Annotated in this window: 30 protein-coding genes; 3 read left to right on the top strand and 27 right to left on the bottom strand. The window is 65.9% G+C overall.

The genetic code is table 11. From position 1 onward, the window contains the following. The first annotated feature begins 24 nt into the window (after window positions 1-24). Window positions 25-717 (top strand): winged helix-turn-helix transcriptional regulator, encoded by a 693-nt coding sequence (locus P1J78_RS15820; protein ID WP_275568342.1) that lies wholly within the window; start codon window positions 25-27, stop codon window positions 715-717. A gap of 109 nt (window positions 718-826) precedes the next feature. Here P1J78_RS15820 and P1J78_RS15815 read toward each other — a convergent pair whose 3' ends face one another. The 13 genes from P1J78_RS15815 to rpmC all read right to left on the bottom strand — a co-directional run bounded on the left by P1J78_RS15815 (window position 827) and on the right by rpmC (window position 7,300). Continuing rightward, complete coding sequence (locus P1J78_RS15815; protein WP_275568341.1) at window positions 827-1,531, bottom strand: redoxin domain-containing protein; 705 nt, start codon at window positions 1,529-1,531, stop codon at window positions 827-829. Between the two features lie 316 nt (window positions 1,532-1,847). After that, window positions 1,848-2,561, bottom strand: a complete 714-nt coding sequence (locus tag P1J78_RS15810; protein ID WP_275568340.1) for a response regulator transcription factor — start codon at window positions 2,559-2,561, stop codon at window positions 1,848-1,850. Between the two features lie 202 nt (window positions 2,562-2,763). Then, window positions 2,764-2,952 (bottom strand): 50S ribosomal protein L30, encoded by a 189-nt coding sequence (rpmD, locus tag P1J78_RS15805; protein WP_275568339.1) that lies wholly within the window; start codon window positions 2,950-2,952, stop codon window positions 2,764-2,766. Between the two features lie 3 nt (window positions 2,953-2,955). Then, the gene (gene rpsE, locus P1J78_RS15800) at window positions 2,956-3,543 is read right to left on the bottom strand and encodes a 30S ribosomal protein S5 (RefSeq protein WP_275568338.1); all 588 of its coding nucleotides are present in this window, start codon (window positions 3,541-3,543) and stop codon (window positions 2,956-2,958) included. A 283-nt stretch (window positions 3,544-3,826) separates the two neighbouring features. Beyond that, window positions 3,827-4,186, bottom strand: coding sequence for a 50S ribosomal protein L18 (gene rplR, locus P1J78_RS15795; protein WP_275568337.1), 360 nt, complete (start codon window positions 4,184-4,186; stop codon window positions 3,827-3,829). A gap of 11 nt (window positions 4,187-4,197) precedes the next feature. Then, window positions 4,198-4,731, bottom strand: coding sequence for a 50S ribosomal protein L6 (rplF, locus tag P1J78_RS15790; RefSeq protein ID WP_275568336.1), 534 nt, complete (start codon window positions 4,729-4,731; stop codon window positions 4,198-4,200). Between the two features lie 10 nt (window positions 4,732-4,741). Beyond that, on the bottom strand, window positions 4,742-5,134 hold the full coding sequence (gene rpsH, locus P1J78_RS15785) for a 30S ribosomal protein S8 (RefSeq protein WP_275568335.1): 393 nt from the start codon (window positions 5,132-5,134) through the stop codon (window positions 4,742-4,744). Between the two features lie 13 nt (window positions 5,135-5,147). After that, window positions 5,148-5,453: a 30S ribosomal protein S14 gene (rpsN, locus tag P1J78_RS15780; protein WP_275568334.1), complete on the bottom strand. Its 306-nt coding sequence runs from the start codon at window positions 5,451-5,453 to the stop codon at window positions 5,148-5,150. 15 nt (window positions 5,454-5,468) lie between these two features. Further along, on the bottom strand, window positions 5,469-6,032 hold the full coding sequence (gene rplE / locus P1J78_RS15775) for a 50S ribosomal protein L5 (RefSeq protein ID WP_275568333.1): 564 nt from the start codon (window positions 6,030-6,032) through the stop codon (window positions 5,469-5,471). After that, window positions 6,032-6,337 carry a 50S ribosomal protein L24 gene (rplX, locus tag P1J78_RS15770; protein ID WP_275568332.1) on the bottom strand — a complete coding sequence of 102 codons (306 nt, stop codon included), beginning with the start codon at window positions 6,335-6,337 and terminating at the stop codon, window positions 6,032-6,034. Before rplX ends, rplE begins: the two co-directional genes overlap by 1 nt. Before the next feature lies 1 nt (window position 6,338). After that, window positions 6,339-6,707: a 50S ribosomal protein L14 gene (gene rplN, locus P1J78_RS15765; protein ID WP_275568331.1), complete on the bottom strand. Its 369-nt coding sequence runs from the start codon at window positions 6,705-6,707 to the stop codon at window positions 6,339-6,341. A gap of 148 nt (window positions 6,708-6,855) precedes the next feature. Next, window positions 6,856-7,086, bottom strand: coding sequence for a 30S ribosomal protein S17 (rpsQ, locus tag P1J78_RS15760; protein WP_275568330.1), 231 nt, complete (start codon window positions 7,084-7,086; stop codon window positions 6,856-6,858). 4 nt (window positions 7,087-7,090) lie between these two features. Continuing rightward, complete coding sequence (gene rpmC, locus P1J78_RS15755; RefSeq protein ID WP_275568362.1) at window positions 7,091-7,300, bottom strand: 50S ribosomal protein L29; 210 nt, start codon at window positions 7,298-7,300, stop codon at window positions 7,091-7,093. A gap of 204 nt (window positions 7,301-7,504) precedes the next feature. On the opposite strand from rpmC, the gene P1J78_RS15750 reads away from it, so the two are divergent. Continuing rightward, window positions 7,505-7,993, top strand: coding sequence for a PRC-barrel domain-containing protein (locus P1J78_RS15750; protein ID WP_275568329.1), 489 nt, complete (start codon window positions 7,505-7,507; stop codon window positions 7,991-7,993). Window positions 7,994-8,081: 88 nt separating this feature from the next. Here the strand turns inward: P1J78_RS15750 and P1J78_RS15745 are convergent, their stop codons facing one another. After that, entirely contained in the window at window positions 8,082-8,717 is a 636-nt protein-coding gene (locus P1J78_RS15745) for a DUF998 domain-containing protein (RefSeq protein ID WP_275568328.1), read from the bottom strand. Between the two features lie 222 nt (window positions 8,718-8,939). On the opposite strand from P1J78_RS15745, the gene P1J78_RS15740 reads away from it, so the two are divergent. After that, a complete protein-coding gene (locus tag P1J78_RS15740; RefSeq protein WP_275568327.1) occupies window positions 8,940-9,944 on the top strand; it encodes a hypothetical protein in 1,005 nt (334 codons plus the stop codon). A gap of 35 nt (window positions 9,945-9,979) precedes the next feature. Here the strand turns inward: P1J78_RS15740 and P1J78_RS15735 are convergent, their stop codons facing one another. The 13 genes from P1J78_RS15735 to P1J78_RS15675 all read right to left on the bottom strand — a co-directional run. Next, window positions 9,980-10,597 (bottom strand): 2OG-Fe(II) oxygenase family protein, encoded by a 618-nt coding sequence (locus P1J78_RS15735; RefSeq protein WP_275568326.1) that lies wholly within the window; start codon window positions 10,595-10,597, stop codon window positions 9,980-9,982. A 138-nt stretch (window positions 10,598-10,735) separates the two neighbouring features. After that, complete coding sequence (gene rplP, locus P1J78_RS15730) at window positions 10,736-11,149, bottom strand: 50S ribosomal protein L16 (RefSeq protein WP_275568325.1); 414 nt, start codon at window positions 11,147-11,149, stop codon at window positions 10,736-10,738. A 13-nt stretch (window positions 11,150-11,162) separates the two neighbouring features. Then, on the bottom strand, window positions 11,163-11,876 hold the full coding sequence (rpsC, locus tag P1J78_RS15725) for a 30S ribosomal protein S3 (RefSeq protein ID WP_275568324.1): 714 nt from the start codon (window positions 11,874-11,876) through the stop codon (window positions 11,163-11,165). Beyond that, complete coding sequence (gene rplV / locus P1J78_RS15720) at window positions 11,876-12,256, bottom strand: 50S ribosomal protein L22 (protein WP_275568323.1); 381 nt, start codon at window positions 12,254-12,256, stop codon at window positions 11,876-11,878. The genes rpsC and rplV overlap by 1 nt, the downstream gene beginning before the upstream one ends. A gap of 3 nt (window positions 12,257-12,259) precedes the next feature. After that, window positions 12,260-12,538 (bottom strand): 30S ribosomal protein S19, encoded by a 279-nt coding sequence (gene rpsS / locus P1J78_RS15715; RefSeq protein WP_275568322.1) that lies wholly within the window; start codon window positions 12,536-12,538, stop codon window positions 12,260-12,262. 3 nt (window positions 12,539-12,541) lie between these two features. Further along, the gene (rplB, locus tag P1J78_RS15710; protein ID WP_275568321.1) at window positions 12,542-13,384 is read right to left on the bottom strand and encodes a 50S ribosomal protein L2; all 843 of its coding nucleotides are present in this window, start codon (window positions 13,382-13,384) and stop codon (window positions 12,542-12,544) included. A 229-nt stretch (window positions 13,385-13,613) separates the two neighbouring features. Then, on the bottom strand, window positions 13,614-13,901 hold the full coding sequence (locus P1J78_RS15705; RefSeq protein WP_275568320.1) for a type II toxin-antitoxin system RelE/ParE family toxin: 288 nt from the start codon (window positions 13,899-13,901) through the stop codon (window positions 13,614-13,616). Continuing rightward, the gene (locus P1J78_RS15700) at window positions 13,898-14,152 is read right to left on the bottom strand and encodes a type II toxin-antitoxin system ParD family antitoxin (protein ID WP_275568319.1); all 255 of its coding nucleotides are present in this window, start codon (window positions 14,150-14,152) and stop codon (window positions 13,898-13,900) included. The genes P1J78_RS15705 and P1J78_RS15700 overlap by 4 nt, the downstream gene beginning before the upstream one ends. Window positions 14,153-14,281: 129 nt before the next feature. Next, on the bottom strand, window positions 14,282-14,575 hold the full coding sequence (locus P1J78_RS15695; RefSeq protein ID WP_275568318.1) for a 50S ribosomal protein L23: 294 nt from the start codon (window positions 14,573-14,575) through the stop codon (window positions 14,282-14,284). Then, the gene (gene rplD / locus P1J78_RS15690) at window positions 14,572-15,189 is read right to left on the bottom strand and encodes a 50S ribosomal protein L4 (RefSeq protein ID WP_275568317.1); all 618 of its coding nucleotides are present in this window, start codon (window positions 15,187-15,189) and stop codon (window positions 14,572-14,574) included. Before rplD ends, P1J78_RS15695 begins: the two co-directional genes overlap by 4 nt. After that, window positions 15,186-16,058 carry a 50S ribosomal protein L3 gene (rplC, locus tag P1J78_RS15685; RefSeq protein WP_275568316.1) on the bottom strand — a complete coding sequence of 291 codons (873 nt, stop codon included), beginning with the start codon at window positions 16,056-16,058 and terminating at the stop codon, window positions 15,186-15,188. Before rplC ends, rplD begins: the two co-directional genes overlap by 4 nt. Before the next feature lie 15 nt (window positions 16,059-16,073). Further along, the gene (rpsJ, locus tag P1J78_RS15680) at window positions 16,074-16,382 is read right to left on the bottom strand and encodes a 30S ribosomal protein S10 (protein ID WP_275568361.1); all 309 of its coding nucleotides are present in this window, start codon (window positions 16,380-16,382) and stop codon (window positions 16,074-16,076) included. 124 nt (window positions 16,383-16,506) lie between these two features. Then, window positions 16,507-16,600: EF-Tu C-terminal domain-related protein (locus P1J78_RS15675; RefSeq protein ID WP_275568360.1), on the bottom strand; the 94-nt coding region annotated here is incomplete at its 5' end.

The raw sequence follows: 16,600 nt of genomic DNA, 5'->3' as shown, positions 1-16,600 counted from the left end.
CGCGGGGGAAACGCGAGGCACATCATGGAAGTCACCAACCTCTACGGCCAGTTCTGCCCGGTCTCGATGGCCTCGGAAATCGTCTGCACCCGCTGGACGCCGCTGGTCATCCGCGAGCTTCTGTGCGGCAGCACGCGGTTCAACGACATCCGGCGCGGCGTGCCGAAGATGTCGCCGGGGCTTCTGTCCAAGCGCCTGAAAGAGCTGGAACTTTCCGGCGTGATCCGGGTCGAGCGCGGGGCCGGCGGCCGGACCGAGTATCGCCTGACCGAGGCGGGCGAGGAATTGCGGCCGCTGATCGTGGGGATCGGAAGCTGGGGGCAGCGCTGGGTCGAATCGCGGCTGTCGCTGCGCAACCTCGACCCCTCGCTGCTGATGTGGGACATCCGGCGCAACTTCGAGCCGGACCCGCGGCCCGCCGCGCGCTGTACGGTACAGTTCAAGTACCGGCAGCTGGAGACGCTGTTGCAGGACTGGTGGCTGGTGGTCGAGCCCGACGACACCGACCTGTGCAAGGAGGATCCCGGCTACGAGGTCGACGTGCTGATCGACGCCGACCTGCGGTCGATGACGGCGGTGTGGATGGGCCTGGCGCCGATGTCGGAGGAGATCGACGCGGGCCGGATCGAGATCGACGGGGCGCCGCGGCTGACGCGGCAGGTGCGGGACTGGCTGAAACTGTCGATCTTCGCGCACGAGCCGCGGCGGGTGCCGTGACACAGGCGGCCCCGACGGGCCGCCTGCGGGTTCGTCCGGGTCATGCCGTACACAGGCGGTGTGTCGTTCGCATGTGTTTCTTCCGAGTCGAACCATGGTCTCCGGGCGGTCAGCGTGGTCCGGGGACCACGGCGCGCGCCGGGTCGCGGTTCCCGCCCATGTCGTTTTCCGGGTCGGTAACCGGCTGGTCCTGCTGCGCCTGGACGACCCTCAGATAGGGCGTCAGCTGTGTCGGCAGAGCCCCGAAATGCCACAGCGTCTCTTCTTCGCTGTATCGCCTGGGCAGGATGTACATGTCGCCCTGCTGCCAGTCCGCGGGCGTCTGCACGGACAGCCTGTCCTGCGCCTGCAACCCGTCGACCACGCGCAGCGCCTCGTCGGTGCTGCGGCCGAGATGCGGCGGGTAGTCCATGATCAGCCGGATCCGCATGGACGGGTCGAGCACCATCGTCCGGCGCGCCGGCATTTCGCCCTGCTTGGGATGGATCATGCCGAACAGCCGCGCCAACTGGCCGTCGGCGTCCTCGACGCTGGGAAAGTCGATCTTCACGTCGAAGAGCGACTCGATCTCGCGGTGCCAGGCCGCCTGCGTGGCCAGCGAGGACTTGGTGAAGGCCAGCAGCTTGACGTTGCGCTTGGCGAAATCCTCGGACGCATCGGCGAGCGCGGCCATCTCTGTCGTGCAGACGGGCGTGAAAGCGCAGGGATGGCTGAACAGGACCGTCCAGCTGCCCTCGGCCCAGTCGAAGAACTGAATCTGCCCTGCGGTCGTCAGGGCGGTGAAGTCGGGGAAGACGTCGCCGATCTGCGGCATCCACGAGACATGACGGCGATACGATCCCGGCAGCCTCACCCTGTCTCCCTTCCGGCCGGAGCCGGCAAACAAAGGCATGTTCACTGTAGTACTCCTCACCTGATCGTTGGTTCGGTCAAGCTAGGAACGGGAAATGGCCAGGATTCGGCCAATTTGTACTAAAATGTACAAATGAACCGTATTAATAGTGATGAATTCGACGGGCCGTTCACGTGGCGAAACAAGGGCATTGCCGTACAGTCTGCAATGCCGCGCGCGGCGGTTTTCCTGGCCGGAGCGGCCCTGCGGACCTTCTGACTGGCGTGTGCGGGGACGTTCAGTCCGTCAGCATGTATCCCACGCCGCGAATCGTCTTGATCTGCTCTTCGCGGCCGCGCTCGGCATAGAGCTTGCGGCGAAGCCGGCTGACGATGCCGTCGACGAAACGGTCGTTGGCCTCCCACTCGCTGCCGCGGATCGCGTGCAGGATCTCGTCCCGGGTCATCGCCCGGTTGCGGTGCTGGGCCAGGACCGACAGCACGTCGAACTCCGCGTTGGTCAGTTCGACCGGCTGCGCGCTGCGCTGTTCGCGGAGCGAGCGGGCGTTGGGCCGAAGCACCAGGCCATGGAACACGATCTCTCCGGACTGCGCCCAGGGCACGCCGGTCGCCCCCGGGCTTTCCTGCGGGCGGGTGCGGCGCAGAATGGCCTTGGCCCGCGCAAGCAATTCGCGGGCGCTGATCGGCGACACGAGAAAGTCGTCGGCCCCGAGTTCGAGGCCGAGCACGCGGTCCGTCTCGTCATCGATCGCGGTCAGGATGATGATTCCGGCCTTGCCGTTCTGCCGCCGGATCTGCGGGATGAGGTCGAGACCGCTTCCGTCCAAGTGCCGGATGTCCAGGATGAATAGGTCGAAATCGACGCTCTGCATGAGCGCTTGCTCCTTGGCGGAACAGCCCACGCAGGTCGTTTTCAGGCCATAGGAGTCCAGCGCGTCGGCAACGAACTGCTGATCCTCGTCGCTCTCGTAGAGGCACAAGACGTGGTACATTCTGTCACATTCTTATCATGTCGGCCGGCCGAGTCGCGAGACTTGAAATCGCTTTCAGGTGGTGCGTGCGACGCGAAACGCGGCAGGGTCCGGGCGCCGCGACGATCGACGCCACGCAGGCCCGGAACGACAACACCGCGGCGCGTGCGCCGCGGTGCGGGATTGGATCAGGCGCCCGGGCCGGGGCCCGGACGAGCGGCGCTCAGCCGCGCTCTTCGACGATCTCGACCAGGTGCGGGATCCTGGCGACCATGCCGCGGATCGCGGGCGTGTCTTCCAGTTCCCGGGTCTTGTGCATCTTGTTCAGGCCCAGGCCGACCAGCGTCTTGCGCTGGATGGCGGGGCGGCGGATCGGGCTGCCGATCTGCTTGACGACGATGGTCTTGGCCATGGCTTACGCTTCCTCCGCGATCTGGGTCTGCGGGTCGCCATGCGTCGGCGCCTCGTCGCGCTTGGGCAGGATGTCGGCGACCTTCTTGCCGCGGCGCTGGGCCACCTGGCGCGGGCTCGCGACCTGCCGGAGACCGTCGAGCGTGGCGCGGATCATGTTGTACGGGTTCTGCGTGCCGGTCGACTTGGCGACGACGTCCTGGATGCCCAGCATCTCGAACACGGCGCGCATCGGGCCGCCGGCGATGATCCCGGTGCCGGCCGGAGCGGTGCGCATCACGACCTTGCCGGCGCCGTGGCGGCCGTTGACGTCGTGGTGCAGGGTCCGGCCCTCGCGCAGCGGCACGCGGATCATGCCGCGCTTGGCCTGCTCGGTCGCCTTGCGGATCGCCTCGGGGACCTCCTTGGCCTTGCCCTTGCCGAAGCCGACACGGCCCTTCTGGTCGCCCACGACGACGAGCGCGGCGAAGCCGAAGCGCTTGCCGCCCTTCACGGTCTTGGACACACGGTTGATCGCGACGAGGCGATCGGCGAATTCGGGGGTCTCGTCGCGGTCGCGGCGATTGCCCCGCTGATTGGGTTCTCTGGCCAAATCGGCCTCCTTTGATCGTGGCGCGTGTCCGCGCCGGGGTCTGTCAATCCTGGTGGCGCCGCGAGATGTGGCGTCCCGGATCATCGGGGCGGGCGTGCCGCCCACAAGCTTTCCCGTCGCGGTGCGTGCAAGCACACACCCTACGGGGTTTGGTGGCGCCGCGCGATGTGGCGCCTCGGATCATCGGGGCGGGTGGGCCGCCCACGAGGTTTCCCGTGGCGGTGCGTGCGAGCACACACCCTACGGGGTCGGTGTAGGGTGCGTGCTTGCACGCACCCCTGGATCAGAACCGCAGCCCGCCTTCGCGCGCGGCGTCGGCCAGGGCCTTGATCTTGCCGTGATAGAGGAAGCCGCCGCGGTCGAAGTAGCACTCCTCGACCCCGGCTTTCTTCGCCCGCTCGGCGATCAGGCTGCCGACCTTGGTGGCGGCGTCGACATTGTTGCGGCCCACGACGCCCAGATCCTTCTCGAGCGAGGAGGCATGGGCGAGCGTGACGCCCTGCACGTCGTCGATCAGCTGGACGCTGATGTTCTTGTTGGAGCGATGCACCGACAGCCGCGGACGGCCGGCGTTCATCTTGCGAAGCTTGTTCCGGACGCGCAGGCGACGCTTCTGGAACAGTTGCCTTTTGGAAAGTGCCATCTGTCCGGTCCTTACTTCTTCTTGCCTTCCTTGCGGAAGATGAATTCGCCTTTGTACTTGATGCCCTTGCCCTTGTACGGCTCCGGCGGACGCCATTCGCGGATCTTCGCGGCCGTTTCGCCGACGAGCTGCTGGTCGTTGCCCTCGACGGTGATCTCGGTCGGCTTCGGCGCGGTGATGGTGATGCCCTCGGGCGCCTCGAAGTTCACCTCGTGGCTCAGGCCAAGGTTCAGCTTCAGCGTGGTGCCCTGCATCTGCGCGCGATAGCCGACGCCGCTGATCTCCAGCTCCTTCTTGAAGCCCTCGGTCACCCCCTGCACCAGGTTCGCGACCTGGGTGCGGGACATGCCCCACTGCTGCCGCGCCCGCTTGGAGTTGCCGCGCGGGGTGACGGTGACGCTGTTGTCCTCGACCGCGATGGTGACGTCGTCGGTGGCAGTGAAGCTGCGGGTGCCCTTCGGCCCCTTCACGTCGATGGTCTGGCCGGCGACGTTCGCCTCGACCCCGGAGGGCAGCTCGACCGGTCTTTTCCCAATACGAGACATCGTGACCTCCTTAGAAGACCTTGCAAAGCACCTCGCCGCCGACGTTCTGGCTGCGGGCGTTTGCATCGGACATGACGCCCTTGGGCGTCGAGACAATCGACACGCCGAGGCCCTGGCGGACCTGCGGAATGTCCCTGGCGCCCATATAGACGCGGCGGCCGGGCTTCGACACCCGGTTCAGCTCGCGGATCACGGGGGCGCCCTCGTAGTATTTCAGGCTGATCTCCAGGGCGGGATGGCCGTCCTTGGTGGTCGTGGATTCGTAGCCGCGGATGTAGCCTTCGTCGGCCAGCACATCCAGAACCCAGGCCCGCAGCTTCGACGCCGGCGTCTGCACGGTCGACTTGCCGCGCAGCTGGGCGTTGCGGATCCGGGTCAGCATATCTCCGAGAGGATCGTTCATTCCATGGTCCTCCTTACCAGCTCGACTTGACCATGCCGGGGATCTGGCCGTTCGCGCCCAGATCCCGCAGCGCGATCCGGCTGACCTTGAGCTTGCGGTAATACGCATGCGGCCGGCCGGTCAGCTGGCACCGGTTGTGCAGACGGGTCGCCGAGGAGTTCCGCGGCAGCTTGGCGAGCTTCAGGGAGGCGCGGAAGCGCTCTTCCATCGGCTTCGATTCGTCGTTCACGATTTCCTTCAGCGCGGCGCGCTTGGCGGCATACTGCTCCACCAGCTTCTGGCGCTTCTTCTCGCGTTCGATCATTGCTTTCTTGGCCATGAATTCCTCCGAGGCTCAGCTGTTGAACGGCATGTTGAAATGCTTCAACAGCGCCTTGGCTTCCGCGTCGTTGTCCGCGGTGGTGCAGATGATGATGTCGAGGCCCCAGACCTCGTCGACCTTGTCGTAGTCGATCTCGGGGAACACGATGTGCTCCTTCAGGCCGGTGGCGTAGTTGCCGCGGCCGTCGAACGACTTGCCGGACACGCCGCGGAAGTCGCGGACGCGGGGCAGCGCGATGGTGATCAGACGGTCGAGGAATTCGTACATCCGGTCGCCACGCAGGGTCACCTTGGCGCCCAGCGGCATGCCGTCGCGCACGCGGAAGCCGGCGATCGATTTCTTCGCCTTGGTGACGACGGCCTGCTGGCCGGCGATCGCGGTCAGATCCTCCTGGGCCGACTTGGCCTTCTTGGAGTCCTTCACCGCCTCGGAGCCGCAGCCGATGTTCAGCACGATCTTGTCGAGCCGCGGGATCTGCATGTCGTTCTTGTAGCCGAACTCTTCCTTCAGAGCGGCGCGCACCGTCTCGCGGTAGAACCCGCGCAGGCGGGGCGTGTAATTCGCAGCGTCCAGCATCAGATCACGTCTCCCGTGGTCTTGGCGAAGCGCACCTTCTTGCCGTCTTCGGTCTTGAAGCCGACGCGGGTGGGTTTGCCGTTGGAGTCGATAAAGGCCAGGTTCGACAGGTCGATCGGCATTGGCTGCGGCCGGCGGCCGCCCTGGCTCTGTTGCGTCTGGCGCTGGTGGCGGACGGCGATGTTGATGCCCTCGACCACGGCCTTGCCGGCCTTGGGATCGACGGACTGGATCGTGCCTTCCTTGCCCTTGTCCTTGCCGGCCAGGACGACGACCTTGTCACCGGTTTTCAGCTTGGCGGCCATCTTACAGCACCTCCGGGGCGAGCGAGATGATCTTCATGAAGTTCTTCGCGCGCAGCTCGCGCACCACCGGGCCGAAGATACGGGTGCCGATCGGCTCGCCCGCGTTGTTCAGGATGACGGCGGCGTTGCGGTCGAAGCGGATGGCGGTGCCGTCGTCGCGACGGACTTCCTTGGCGGTGCGCACGACGACGGCCTTGCGGACGTCGCCCTTCTTCACGCGGCCGCGCGGGATGGCTTCCTTCACCGAGACGACGATGATGTCGCCGACGGACGCATATTTGCGCTTGGAACCACCCAGGACCTTGATGCACTGAACCTTCCGGGCACCGGAATTGTCAGCCACATCCAGATTGGTCTGCATCTGGATCATTTGGTTTCTCCCGACCTATGGGGGTTGGTCTTGTTCTACCCCCCAGGGTTTCGTTCAAACCGGGTGTTGTGCCGGTATGGCGGGACGCTCGCCGGTCCTTCGGCCCTTCTCGCGAAGAAGGCCCGGAGGGGCTGATGAGCGGCGCGCTTCAGCCTGCGACAACCTCCCAGCGTTTCGACTTCGAGACCGGGCCGCATTCCTGGATGCGGACGCTGTCGCCGACCTTGAAGGTGTTCTGCGGGTCGTGGGCCCGGTATTTCTTGGACTTCCGGACGGTCTTTTTCAGGACCGGGTGGGTGAAGCGGCGCTCCACCATGACCGTGACGGTCTGGTCGTTCTTGTCCGAGGTGACGGTGCCTTGCAGGATTCGCTTGGGCATGTTCTTACGCCTCCGCAGTCGCGGCGGCGGCCGCCTTTTCGTTCAGGACGGTGAGCACGCGCGCGGTATCGCGCTTGACGGTGCGCATGCGGGCGGTGTTCTCGAGCGTGCCGCTCGCCTGCTGGAAACGCAGGTTGAACGCCTCTTTCTTCAGCGCGTCCAGCTGGTCGCGCAGCTGGTCGGGCGTCTTGTCACGCAGTTCGTTGGCATCCAGTGCCATGTCGTCTTCCTTTTTCAACATCACCGGAGCGCCCCGTGATTGGACCGGGTCACGCCGATTCCGGTGGAGGTCGTGAATGAAGGGCGCGTGTACGACGATTGAAGGGGTTTGGCAACCCCGTTCCTGCGCAGGATTGCCGGGGAACCCAAGCGTGGTCCCGGGTGTTGGCGGGGCAGTACCGAAACGGAGGATAACGACATGAAAACGGTTATCGCAAGCACGCTTGCCCTGACCATCGGCGCGGCCGGCGCCTTTGCCGCGAGCCATGAGACAGATGGCGACATGGCCGGCGAGATGGCCGGCAACGCCGAGACCATGGACCTGTACAGCATGGATCAGGCGGAGATGATCCGCACCCGCGACATCACCGGGGGCGAGGTCTACACGATGAACGAGGCCGAAGACGAAGGCTCCGCCTGGGACGTCGACACGGTCTATGAAGAGGTCGGCGCCGACTGGAACGAGATCGGCGAGATCGAGGATCTGATCCTGTCCAGGGATGGCCAGCTGATCGGCATCGTCGCCGAGGTCGGCGGCTTTCTGGACATCGCCGACAAGCACGTGATGATCAACATCGAGGACGTGAAGCTGGTGCCAGTGGACAACCGCGACTACGTCTACGTCACGCGCCACAGCGAGGAAGAGCTGGAGGCGATGGAAGGCGTCGACGAGGGCTTCTGGAACTGAGCCGTCCGCCATCGCGAGATCTGACGGGCGCGGCACTCCGGTGCCGCGCCTTTTCGTGCGCCCTGCCCGGCCCCGGTGCGGTCGCCGGTCACAGACCCCGGCGCCCACGCCGCAGGAAGACGGTCCAGAGCACGGCCAGCACGGCGCAGGCGATCAGGCCGAGCGCGCGTTCGTAGAGCCCGTCGATATCGCTGGGCAGAAGGTAGAAGACCGGCGCTGACAGCGCCCAGACCGCGCCGAGCGCGAGCAGGATACGCCGCGCCGTCGGGCTTTCCCGTCCGACGCCCCTTGCCATCAGGAAGGGCGCCGCGGCGAACAGGACGGCGAGCGCGTAGACGAGATAGGTGTGCACCTCGATCCCTTCGCTGTCGCCGTCGCCGTATTCGTTCCGGGCCGCGATGATCGTCACCAGCACCGCCAGCAGCGCCAGTGACAGGACGCCGAAGGACCAGTCCGCCCGCCCGAGATGCGCATGCGCCGCCGCCAGCGCCGTGGCCATGATACCGCCCGCGAACCCGTAGAGCGCGACATCCATCACGATCTCCCAGGGGCCGGCGGCAAGGTCGCTGATCGTGTCGGCGATCCAGTCGTGGTTCGGCACGAACTGCTGCGCCACGATCGTGCCGCCGATCAGCGCCACGGCCCCGGCCACCCCCATCAGCGACAGGGCGACGAGCAGCCGCGGCGATTCCGTATGTCTCGGCAAGTCCCTCCGGTCGGTCACGCGCGCCCCCTTTTTCGCCGGTCTGCAGGAGGGCAACCCGCCCGGCCGCGAAACGTTCCCCGGCGCCGGGCCGAAGGCCAAAGCGATCACGACAAGGCCCCCTTTGGGCCATGCCCCGACGCGAAGTCGTTTCAAATGAGGAAACGCATTGTCGCAAACTTTTCATTCGGCAAGTTAATTCGTTAGCCATAGTTTTGCCACAAAGGGTTCGGGGAAGTTGATATGTTCGAGTTGCTGCTTTTGCTGTTGATGGCCGTTGGCGCCGGTTTTCTCGTCACCGACACAGGGTCTTCAAACGACGAGGAAGAAGAAACACCGGACCCGGAGCCGGACCCCGAGAGCGGGCTGTCTCTCATTCTCGAGTCCGATACCGACTTTGTCGGTACCGAGGATGACGACGAGTTCTTCGGGCGAAGGCAGATGGCACGTGTCAGCATCGATGCGCGTGGCGGGAACGACTACATCCAGCTGGGCGAGGATTCGAGCGCTATCGACGTCGCCGGCGGAGCGGGCGACGACACGATCCTCGCCAGCGAGGGAATCACAGCCCACCACGAAGATGGCGGCTCGATCGACGGCGGTGACGGCAACGATAAGCTGGTTGTCGACGGCGGGCCCGGCGCCGTCCTGCCCGTCTTGGGCGGCGCGGGCGATGACTTCATTAATGTAAGAGGCGGCATCAACATGGCGGTCGACGGCGGCGAAGGTGACGACAGGATATCCTTCGACCTGAACACCCTTTTCGGAGACGGCTACTCGCTCAGCATACAGGGTGGCGAAGGCGATGATACGCTGCGCGGCGACATCAGTGCGGCTTCCGACCGTGATGCGGATATCCTCGGTGGCGAAGGGGCCGATGTCTTCGATCTGACCGTCGATAACGTACTTCCCGAGCTCCGGGAGGACTTCTTCTACGAGAAGATCGACGAAGACACCTACCGCGCGCAGGTCGCGCAGCTCGACTTCGAGGCCGGCGAGGACAAGCTGATCCTCTCGCACGAGTCCATGTTCCAGGACATCGTACTGGAACAGATCGAGGTGCGGGAAACCCCCGCCGATCCCGAGGCGGGCACCGCCGCCAAGACGGACATGATCCTGCACTACCGCGACGACAACGACGAAGGCGCCCGGCTCGAGATCGTCCTTGGCCTGGGCGAGACCACCGGCGTGACGGAGGACGACATCGTCCTCCGCGCTCAGCCAGAAAACGGCCTCGTCTTCACCTGACGCCGGGTCGCGGGGAGGCGCGCGGCCGCCGCGCGTCAGCCCCAGGCGTAGTTGAAGCTGACGCTGATCCGGTCCTCTTCGGCCATGTTCATCGGCACCTCGTGGCGCAGCCAGCTTTCCCAGAGCAGCACGTCGCCCACCCGCGGCGCGACATAGACGAAGCTCTTCAGATCCTCGGGGGCGCCCTTCACCCGCGTCGGCGCCGCCATCATCATCGGCAGCCGCGGATCCTCCAGCCTGAGCGCCGAGGTGCCCTCGGGCATCGCGACATAGGTGGTGCCGGAGATCACCGAATGCGGGTGGATGTGGCTGCCGTGGCTGCCGCCCTCGGGCAGGATGTTGATCCAGAGATCCTCCAGCCGCAGTTCCTTGTCGCCCAGGTCGAAGCACAGGTCGTCGGCGAAGGCGGCGACATGGGCGTCGAGGCATTTCACGACGTCGGCGAAGATCGGGAACCGCCAGGGCAGATCGGTCAGCGAGGCGTAGGAGGTGTAGCCGGGATAGCCGTTCTCCTCGCACCAGCGCTGCCCGGCTTCGTCATCCTCGGCAATGGCGTAGCAGGAGGCTTCGAGCTCGGCCGGGTCGACGCTACCGTCTTCGGACAGGCGTGCGCGGTAGAGGCGGGTGGCGAAGAGGGAGCGGATGTCGGGCATCGTCGGGGGTCCGTGACGGGGGGCGGAAACGGAAAAGGCGGGGTGTCCCCCGCCTTTCGCCATAACTCTACCGGGTGCCGGCCCGCAAGTTGCGGCGCAACTCGCTTTCGCCGCACGCGGCGCGCAAAAGCGCGCCGGTTACCAGTCTTCGCGGTGCACAATGCGCGACTTGATCGGCAGCTTCATCGCGGCGAGGCGCAGGGCCTCGGTCGCGACGGCTTCCGACACGCCGTCGATCTCGAACATCACGCGGCCAGGCTTGACCTTGGCGGCCCAGAAATCGACCGAGCCCTTGCCCTTGCCCATCCGGACTTCGGTGGGCTTGGAGGTGACCGGGGTATCCGGGAAGATCCGGATCCAGACCCGGCCCTGACGCTTCATGTGGCGCGTCATGGCCCGGCGGGCGGCCTCGATCTGGCGCGCGGTGACGCGCTCGGGCTGGATCGCCTTCAGGCCGTAGGAGCCGAAGTTCAGGTCGGACCCGCCCTTCGCCTCGCCCTTGATCCGGCCCTTGTGCATCTTGCGGAACTTGGTGCGCTTCGGTTGCAGCATCTCAGATCACTCCTCAGTTCCGGCGGCCGCCGCCGGCGCCACGGGGCGCGGGGCCTTCCTGGAGCTCCTGCTGGCGACGGTCACGGGCCGACGGATCGTGCTCCATGATTTCGCCTTTGAAGATCCAGACCTTGATGCCGATGATGCCGTAGGGCGTGGACGCCTCGACGGTGGCATAGTCGATGTCGGCGCGCAGGGTGTGCAGCGGCACGCGGCCTTCGCGGTACCACTCGGTCCGGGCGATCTCGGCGCCGCCGAGGCGGCCCGCGACGTTGACCCGGATGCCCAGGGCGCCCATCCGCATCGAGTTCTGCACCGCCCGCTTCATGGCACGGCGGAAGCTGACCCGGCGTTCCAGCTGCTGGGCGATCGACTCGGCGACGAGACGCGCGTCCAGCTCCGGCTTACGGACCTCGACGATGTTCAGGTGCAGCTCGCTGTCGGTCATGTTCGCCAGCTTGCGGCGGAGCACCTCGATGTCGGCGCCCTTCTTGCCAATGATCACGCCCGGACGCGCGGTGTGGATGGTCACACGGCACTTCTTGTGGGGGCGTTCGATGATCACCTTGCTGACGCCGGCCTGCTTGCATTCCTTCTCGATGAACTGGCGGATCGCCACGTCCTCGAGCAGGAGGTTGCCGTAGTCCTTGGTGTCGGCGTACCAGCGGCTGTCCCAGGTGCGGTTCACCTGCAGGCGCATGCCGATCGGATTGACTTTCTGACCCATTACGCCGTCTCCTCGACTTGGCGGACCTTGATGGTGAGCTCCGAGAACGGCTTGTGGATGCGCCCGAACCGGCCCCGCGCCCGCGGGCGGCCGCGCTTCATCACCAGGTTCTTGCCGACCCACGCCTCGGCGACGACCAGCTCGTCGACGTCAAGGTTGTGGTTGTTCTCGGCGTTGGCGATCGCGGACTGAAGGCATTTCTTCACGTCCTCGGCGATCCGCTTGCGCGAGAAGGTCAGGTCGTTCAGCGCCGTCTCGACCTTCTTGCCGCGGATCAGCGCCGCCACCAGGTTCAGCTTCTGCGGCGAGGTGCGCAGCATGCGCAGCTTCGCCATCGCCTCGTTGTCCGCCACGCGGCGGGGATTCTTATCCTTGCCCATGGCTTACTTCCTTTTCGCTTTCTTGTCGGCCATGTGGCCGTAATAGGTGCGCGTCGGCGAGTATTCCCCGAACTTCTGGCCGATCATGTCCTCGGAGACGAGCACCGGGACATGTTTCTTGCCGTTGTAGACCCCGAAGGTGAGGCCGACGAATTGCGGCAGGATGGTCGACCGGCGCGACCAGATCTTGATGACTTCGTTGCGGCCCGACTCGCGCGACTTCTCGGCCTTTTTCAGGACGTAGGAGTCGACGAAGGGACCTTTCCAAACTGCACGTGCCATGTCTTAGCGCCCCTTCTTCCTGGCGTGACGGCTGCGAATGATGAGCTTCGACGTCGCCTTCTTGGCCGAGCGCGTCTTGGCACCCTTGGTGGGCTTGCCCCAGGGCGTGACCGGGTGACGGCCGCCCGAGGTACGGCCCTCGCCGCCGCCATGCGGGTGGTCGATCGGGTTCATCACGACACCGCGGACCGACGGACGGCGGCCGTAGTGGCGCGAGCGGCCGGCCTTGCCGAAGTTCTGGTTCGAGTTGTCGGGGTTCGACACGGCGCCGACCGTGGCATAGCACTCCTGCCGGACCATCCGCAGCTCGCCCGAGGACAGGCGGATCTGCGCGTAGCCGCCGTCGCGGCCGACGAACTGGGCGTAGGTGCCGGCGGCGCGCGCCAGCTGGCCGCCCTTGCCCGGCTTCAGCTCGATGTTGTGGACGATAGTACCGATCGGCATGCCGGTGAACGGCATCGCGTTGCCCGGCTTGATGTCGGCCTTGTCCGACGCGATCACCTTGTCGCCGACGCCCAGGCGCTGCGGCGCCAGGATGTAGCGCTGCTCGCCGTCGGTGTATTGCACGAGCGCGATGAAGGCGGTGCGGTTGGGGTCGTATTCGATTCGGACGATCACGCCCTCGACGTCACGCTTGTTGCGCTTGAAATCGACGACGCGGTAGAGCCGCTTCGCCCCGCCGCCGCGGCGGCGCTGGGTAATACGTCCGGTGTTGTTCCGGCCGCCCTTCTTCGTCAGGCCCTCGGTGAGGGACTTGACGGGACGTCCTTTATACAGCTCCGAACGGTCGATCAGCACCAGCCCGCGCTGGCCCGGCGTCGTCGGCTTGTACGACTTGAGTGCCATGCTTTCTGTCTTCCGTCTAGCGATGCGAGGCTTTGCGCCCCGCGATGTTTGGACCCTGTCGGGTCTTGGTATAGGCCCCCGTAGGTGCCCGGTTGGGATGCTCTTGCGAACAAATGCGAAGCCCCGGACGAATCCGGGGCCTTGCGGATGGGTTCTGGTAATGGAGCGGGCGGGGCAGGTCAAGCGGTTGTGGCGGAGTGGTCGGGGCGTGGCGGACGCGGCCGACGCATCAAAGATGCCGCTCGACATCCATCCTCTGATGCAGGATGCGGACCAACTCGATTCCGGCCTCGTTTGCCCGGTAGAACAGAATGTGTCTCCCTACCGGATACTTCAGATAGCCCGCGCGCACCTCCACGCTCCGGCCGGTTCTGCGCCCTTCTGCAAGGTCGGTGCACAGATCCCGAATACCGTCGGTATACCGCTCCGCCTGGGCCACTCCCCATGTCGCGGCGGTATGGTCCCAGATATCGCTCAGATCCGCCGCCGCGGCGGGTGTGAACGCGACCCGGCTCACGTCTCCGACTTGTGCCCTTCACGCCGTTTCCGGGCCTTGAACGCATCGAAATCGAAAGGCTCCGCCCGCCCCGACCGCTCGCCCGCAACCAGCGCGTCTCGCAACGTCGCCGCCCGGGCCTCGTGCTCTTCCAGAAGTCTCAGGCCGGCGCGGACGACGTCGCTCGCCGAACCGTAACGACCGGACTGCACCTGGCCCTCGATGAAACCGGCGAAATGATCGCCTAGCGTAACGGAAGTATTCTTCGCCATCCTGCACCTCTTCAGAAGAAGATATACCCGATCTTGGTACTTTTCAAATGCCTCCGGCAAGCCAAAGGCCCCCGCATCGCTGCGAGGGCCTTTCCGAATATCGTGGGGTCGGGCCTCGCCCAACCTAGGTCAGAGACCGGTGGTCACGTCGATCGTGTTGCCCTCTTCGAGGGTCACATAGGCCTTCTTGGTGTCCTTGCGCCGGCCGGGGCGGCCGCGGAAGCGCTTGGTCTTGCCCTTGGTGATGGTGGTATTGACCGCCTTCACCTTGACGTTGAACAGCCCCTCGATCGCTTCGCGGATCTGCGGCTTGGTCGCGGCCATCGCCACCTCGAACACCACGGCGTTCTGTTCCGACGCCAGGGTCGCCTTTTCGGTGATCACCGGCTTGCGGATCACGTCGTAAAGCTCTGCCTTGTTCATTTCAGTCGCGCCTCCAGAGCTTCGACACCCGCCTTGGTGATCACCAGCGTGTCACGCTTCAGGATGTCGTACACGTTCGCCCCCACCGAGGGCAGCACGTCCAGCCCCTCGATGTTCGCCGCGGCGCGGGCGAAGCCTTCGTTGATCTCGGCCCCGTCGATGACCAGCGCGCGCTTCCAGCCCAGGTTCGCGACCTGCTTGGCCAGCGCCGCCGTCTTGCCCTCGGCCGCGGCTTCGTCCAGCACGACCAGCGCGCCTTCCTTGGCCTTCGCCGACAGCGCGTGCTTCAGGCCGAGCTTGCGGAACTTCTTGGGCAGCTCGTGCGCGTGGCTGCGCGGGACCGGGCCCTTGTAGATACCGCCCTTGCGGAAGATCGGCGCGTTGCGGTCGCCGTGGCGGGCGCCGCCGGTGCCCTTCTGGCGATAGATCTTCTTCGACGAGTAGCTGGTCTCGCTCCGGGTCTTGGCCTTGTGCGTGCCCTGCTGCTGCTTCGCGCGCTGCCAGCGCACGACGCGGTGCAGGATGTCGGCGCGCGGCTCGAGCCCGAAGATCTCGTCGTCGAGATCCACCGAACCCGCGGCGCCGCCGTCCAGTTTGATGGCGTCCGTCTTCATTTCTCTTCGCCTCCTTCCGAGCCGGCGTCGCCGCCGCCCTCGGACTTGTCGGACTCGATCTCGGCCTCGGCTTCCTTCAGCGCGGCTTCCTGCTGGGCGGCCTGTTCGGCGGCCAGGCGTTCGGCCTCCGCGGCCTCCTCGGCAGCGGCCTGCTCGGCGGCTTCCTGCGCCAGGCGCTCGGCCTCTTTCGCGGCGGATTTCAGCGCGGCGGGGTAGATCACGTTCTCGGGCGTCGGCTTCTTGACCGCGTCCTTGATGGTGACCCAGCCGCCCTTGTGGCCGGGAACGGCGCCCTTGACCATGATCAGGTCACGGTCGGCGTCGGTCTTGACGACCTGCAGGTTCTGCGTGGTCACGCGGGCGGCGCCCATGTGACCGGCCATCTTCTTGCCCTTGAACACGCGGCCGGGGTCCTGACACTGACCGGTCGAGCCGTGCGAGCGGTGCGCGATCGACACGCCGTGCGTCGCCTCGAGGCCGCGGAAGTTGTGCCGCTTCATGCCGCCGGCGAACCCCTTACCGATCGAGGTGCCGCAGACGTCGACGAACTGCCCCTCGAAGTAGTGGTTGGCGGTGATCTCCTCGCCCACCTCGATCAGGTTCTCCGGCGCCACGCGGAACTCCGCGATCTTCCGCTTCGGCGCGACCTTGGCGGCGGCGAAATGGCCGCGCATCGCCTGCGTGGTCCGCTTGGCCTTGGCCGTGCCCGCGCCGAGCTGGACGGCGGCGTAGCCGTCGCGTTCCAGCGTGCGCTGGGCCACGACCTGCAGCGTGTCCAGCTGCAGGACCGTCACCGGCACCTGCCGTCCGTCTTCCTGGAAGATCCGGGTCATCCCGACCTTCCTTGCGATAACTCCAGAGCGCAACATGTGCGATGCCCTCCCTTAAACCGAGATCTGCACGTCGACGCCGGCGGCGAGGTCGAGCTTCATCAGCGCGTCCACCGTCTGGGGCGTCGGATCCACGATGTCCAGCAGGCGCTTATGCGTGCGGATTTCCCACTGGTCGCGCGACTTCTTGTCGATATGCGGGCCGCGCAGCACCGTGAACTTCTCGATCTTGTTGGGCAGCGGGATCGGCCCGCGCACCTGGGCGCCGGTCCGCTTGGCGGTGTTGACGATTTCCTGGGTGCTGGCGTCGAGCACCCGGTAATCGAACGCCTTCAGGCGGATGCGTATGTTCTGGCTTTGCAGTGCCATTCTCTTGTCCTTTTCAGTTGAGAGGAGGGGCGGGTCCCCGCCCCTCGTCGAACCGGTTCTTGTTTCCCCGTTTCCGGGGGGCCTCGCCGGCCCGTTCGGGCCGTCTCGGGTCTTGCGCTTACTCGATGATCTCGGAGACGACGCCGGCGCCGACGGTGCGGCCGCCTTCGCGGATGGCGAAGCGCAGGCCCTGCTCCATCGCGATCGGCGCG

It is taken from the genome of Psychromarinibacter sediminicola, assembly GCF_029168335.1.
Classification (GTDB): Bacteria; Pseudomonadota; Alphaproteobacteria; order Rhodobacterales; family Rhodobacteraceae; genus Psychromarinibacter; species Psychromarinibacter sediminicola.
Note: the sequence above shows the minus strand (reverse complement) of the source record. Positions and strands in the feature narration are given on the sequence as shown.